The organism is Dietzia sp. B44 (genome assembly GCF_014145245.1).
Taxonomy (GTDB): Bacteria; Actinomycetota; Actinomycetes; order Mycobacteriales; family Mycobacteriaceae; genus Dietzia; species Dietzia natronolimnaea.
Window position 1 is genome coordinate 2,772 of the sequence record NZ_JAALEF010000459.1, and the last position, 3,974, is coordinate 6,745.

Sequence of the window (3,974 nt, forward strand, 5' to 3'; positions counted from 1 at the left end):
CGCCTGCCGCGATCACCTGGGCGACCTCGTGGATCGATCCGCCGGCCCACATGCCCGCCACGGTGTCCGACAGGCCCAGTGCCCCCGACAGAACCGGGACCGCGACGATCATCAGGGTGCCGAAGATGACGACGAGGGTGATCGCCGTGAGGACCTCCTCCTCGTCGGTGTCCGACACGCTGTCCACGGCCGCCACCGCCGCTGCGCCGCAGATCGAGAACCCGCAGGCGATGAGCAGGCGCTGCGTCCAGCCGAGACCCAGCGCGCCCCCCAGCGCCATGGTGCCGGCGATTCCCAGGACCACGATGACGACGACGAGCGCGACGACCTGCCACCCCAGCGCGGTGATGTCCCCGAGCAGGAGCTGCAGACCCAGCAGGGCGATGCCGACCCGCAGCAGGGTGCGCGAGGAGAACGCCAGGCCCGCGGTGGCACGGGCCGGCAGGCGCACGGTGTTGCCGAGTGCGGCACCCAGCACGATCGCCACGAGCATCGGGTTGAGGGTGGGGACCAGGTGGCCGACCCCCAGCGCCGCCGCTGTTCCGGCGAGCGTCAACGCGGTGCCCGGGGCGAGCGTTCGTGCCCTGACCCGCACGCCGGTCAGTCCGGACGTCGCCGAGTCCGAGGCCCGCGACACCGCTGCGTGGCCGTGCTCGCGTCGCCGGGCGGTCAGGGGGGTGGTCACGTCTCCAGAATGGACGCGGACGGGCCCGTCCGGTAGCCGGCAGTCCGGTATCCGTCCATATCTCACAGGCATGGCCCGAAGCGGAGCCATATGCTGTCTGCATGACACGGAGGTGGCCCGACCTGGCCGTCCTGGAGCTGCTGATCGGCGTCGACGACCAGGGGAGCCTGAGCGCGGCGGCCCGGAGGGTCGGGATGGCGCAGCCCAACGCGAGCAGGGCGATCAAGGATCTCGAGCGGCGGTTCGGCACGCCGTTGCTGCGTCGGCACCCGCGGGGCGCCACGTTGACCCCGCACGGGACGGTGCTCGCCCACTGGGCGCGGAGGGTCCTCGCCGAGACGACCCAGTTACTGGAGGTGGCGCAGAGCCTGCAGTCCGAGCGGTCCGCCACGCTGACGGTGGGGTCGAGCATGACCGTGGCAGAACACCTCATGCCGCGCTGGCTGGGGGCACTGAGGGGCGTGCTGCCGGAGGTGAACATCCACCTGCAGGTCCACAATTCCGTCAGGGTCGCCGAACTCGTTCTGGACGGCACCTGTGACGTCGGGTTCGTCGAGTCCCCGACCGTGCCCAGCGGGCTGCACACCAGCACCGTCGCCCGCGACCGGCTCGTGGTGGTGGCGGCGCCGTCCCATCCGTGGGCCCGGCGCCGCACCCCGGTGACCATCTCCGAGCTCGCCGCCACGCGTTTGGTGGTGAGGGAGCCGGGGTCCGGCACCCGGACGACCCTGGACCGGGCCCTCCAGGAGTACGAGCGCCCCGCTCCACTGCTCGAACTCGCCAGCGCGGCCGCTATCCGCACCAGCGTCCTGGACGGGGTGGGACCGGCGGGGATGAGCACGCTCGCAGTGGCCGATCAGGTGGCCTCGGGCGCCCTGAAGATCATCCAGATCGACGGGCTGGACCTGCGACGGGAACTGCGCGCGGTGTGGCGGCCGCCGCGTCAGTTGACCGGCCCGGCGGGTGAGCTGGTGACCCTCGCGCGGAGGAGCCACCAGCGCGCGGACGTGATCACCCCCGAGGGGCGGACCGTCCGCTGAGCAGATCCAGCGCGTGGCGGACCCCCTGGGCCGGGAGTTGGCCGGGCGCCGATGCCGCGCCCACCGTGGCGAAGGTGGCCGAGGAGCCGAACGGGCCGCCGCCGAGCCGCGTGACCGCCCCCAGGCCACCCATCGACATGGTGATCAGCGGGATGCGGGCGGTCCGGTATCGCTCCTCGGTGGCGGCGAGCAGCGTCACGACGTCGGCCGCGGACCGCGGCGTCACGGCGATCTTGGCCACGTCCGCCCCCGCGTCCTCCATGGCGGTGAGCCGCGCCACGATCTCCTCGGCGGGCGGGGTCCCGTCGAAGTCGTGGTTGGACGCCACGACCGGGATGCGGTGTCGGTGGGCGGCGGTGATCGCGTCCCCTGCGTGTGGGTGCCGGTACTCGACGTCTATCGCGGCCGCCATGCCCGTGGAGGAGAGGGCCTCCACCAGCGCGACGTAGGCCTCCGGCGAGATCTCCGCACCCCCGCCCTCGGTGCTGGTGCGGAACGTGGCGAGGACCGGCAGTCCCGGAACCAGCGCCGAGATCCGCTCGAGGGCCTGCACCGCCGGGGCCGGATCACTCCCGGCCCCGGTGGTGAAGGGTTGGTAGAGGTCGACGCGCCATTCGACCACGTCGACCAGACCGTCCGTGTCCGGGGAGCCCCCGGCCGGAAGGGCTCCGTCGGGTTCCTTCCGGAACCCGGCCTCGGCGGCCTCCAGCGCACCGATCTGCTCGGCGAGCTCGGGGAGATCGCGTCCCGTGAGCGGGACGATGATCGACGGCGAACGGGCGTCCAGGACGAGCCGGTGTCGGGGCATGGATAGACCCTACGACGGCCCCACCGGGGCGGTGGTCTCAGCAGCACCCGTCGCACGGGCAGGGACGCCGGGCGGGGACCAGCTCCAGGGCGGCGAGGCCGCCGGTACCGGCGGTGCGGTAGTAGCGACCCGCCCACCGCAGGGTCCTGGAGGGGCGCCGGACCGGTACGAGCTCCCACGTCGGCCCGTCGGGGCCCTCGCACAGCAGGTGGCCGGCGTCGAGAACCCGGCCGTCCAGGACGGACCCGCCCCACCGGGTGAGCACCGCCGCCGTCTCCCGGGCGCCCAGGCCGCGGGCCAGGAGTTCCGGGTGTCCGCGATCGGTGAGCCCGACCGTGTAGCCGAACCGTTGGTCCGGTGGCAGTGGGGCGGACTCGCAGTCCTCGCAGGCGCAGCCCTCGCCCACGTGGACCACGTGCAGGCCGAACCGGTCGATGGTGGCGGCGACGCGCGCCATGTCGGGGTCGATGGCGGCGACGGGACGGAACTGGATGACGGTGTGGGACACGGGGACTCCTGGTTGTCTACTCGGTGATCGTCTGGATCGAACAGGTGCTCGATACGATGGTGAAGGTAGACCGCGCCTACGACATGGTCGGCCCGGCGCCGGGGTGACACGGGCCGCGCCGGTGCACACTGGAGGCGAATCCGCTGATGGGGTGGCGCCGGTGTGTCGGCACCGGGCACGAGTGAGGACGACGGAGGAGGACCGGATGAGGGTCGCGTTGGCACTGGGTTCCGGTGGGGCGCGCGGATACGCGCACATCGGGGCGATACGCGAGCTCGAGTCGCGCGGGCACGAGGTGGTCGGGGTGTCCGGGGCGTCGATGGGGGCGGTCGTGGGGTCGCTGCTCGCGGCCGGCGAGTTGGACCGTTTCGAGGAATGGGTGCGGGGTCTGGCACAGCGGGACGTCCTGCGGCTGCTCGACGTGTCCTTCGCCGGCGGGGGAGCGATCCGCGCCAACAAGATCATGGGCGTGATCGGCGAGATGCTCGATGACGTGCGGATCGAGGATCTGGCGATCCCCTACACCGCGGTGGCCACCGACCTGCGGGCGCGGCGCGAGGTGTGGTTCACCCGGGGCCCGGCCGATATCGCCGTCCGTGCGTCGTTCGCGATCCCGAGCATCGTCACCCCGGCGATCGTGGGCGGGCGCCTGATGATCGACGGCGGCGTGACCAACCCGGTCCCGCTCGAGCCACTCGCCTCCGTGGAGAGCGACCTGGTCCTGGCCGTGTCGCTGACCGGGCGTCGGGCGGGGATCCGCGGGTCCACCTTCCAGGAGAGCTCGGACCCCGATGAGCCCTCGGCCGTGGCCGATCCGAAGATGTCCAAGAAGGGTGGCACCGTCACCGCGACCACCGCCAGGCTCTCCGGACGCATCCGGACGGCGGCGGCGGACGTGCGGGACGCGGACCTGGTCAGACTGGTCGCGGCCCG

The 3,974-nt window shown here is 72.8% G+C and carries 5 protein-coding genes; 2 read left to right on the plus strand and 3 right to left on the minus strand.

Annotated elements, in window-relative coordinates; all coding sequences use genetic code 11:
• The coding region (locus G6017_RS16945) for a YeiH family protein (protein ID WP_241731568.1) at positions 1 to 604 on the minus strand (604 nt) is incomplete at its 3' end.
• Between the two features lie 182 nt (positions 605 to 786).
• Between G6017_RS16945 and G6017_RS14140 the strand changes: the two genes are divergently transcribed.
• Positions 787 to 1,725 (plus strand): LysR family transcriptional regulator, encoded by a 939-nt coding sequence (locus tag G6017_RS14140; RefSeq protein ID WP_182617934.1) that lies wholly within the window; start codon positions 787 to 789, stop codon positions 1,723 to 1,725.
• Here G6017_RS14140 and aroD read toward each other — a convergent pair.
• Entirely contained in the window at positions 1,697 to 2,533 is an 837-nt protein-coding gene (gene aroD / locus G6017_RS14145; RefSeq protein ID WP_182617935.1) for a type I 3-dehydroquinate dehydratase, read from the minus strand. The genes G6017_RS14140 and aroD overlap by 29 nt on opposite strands.
• Positions 2,534 to 2,570: 37 nt before the next feature.
• Positions 2,571 to 3,041, minus strand: a complete 471-nt coding sequence (locus G6017_RS14150; RefSeq protein ID WP_179523682.1) for a DUF4262 domain-containing protein — start codon at positions 3,039 to 3,041, stop codon at positions 2,571 to 2,573.
• A 205-nt stretch (positions 3,042 to 3,246) separates the two neighbouring features.
• On the opposite strand from G6017_RS14150, the gene G6017_RS16950 reads away from it, so the two are divergent.
• On the plus strand, positions 3,247 to 3,974 hold a 728-nt coding region (locus tag G6017_RS16950; RefSeq protein ID WP_241731567.1), incomplete at its 3' end, for a patatin-like phospholipase family protein.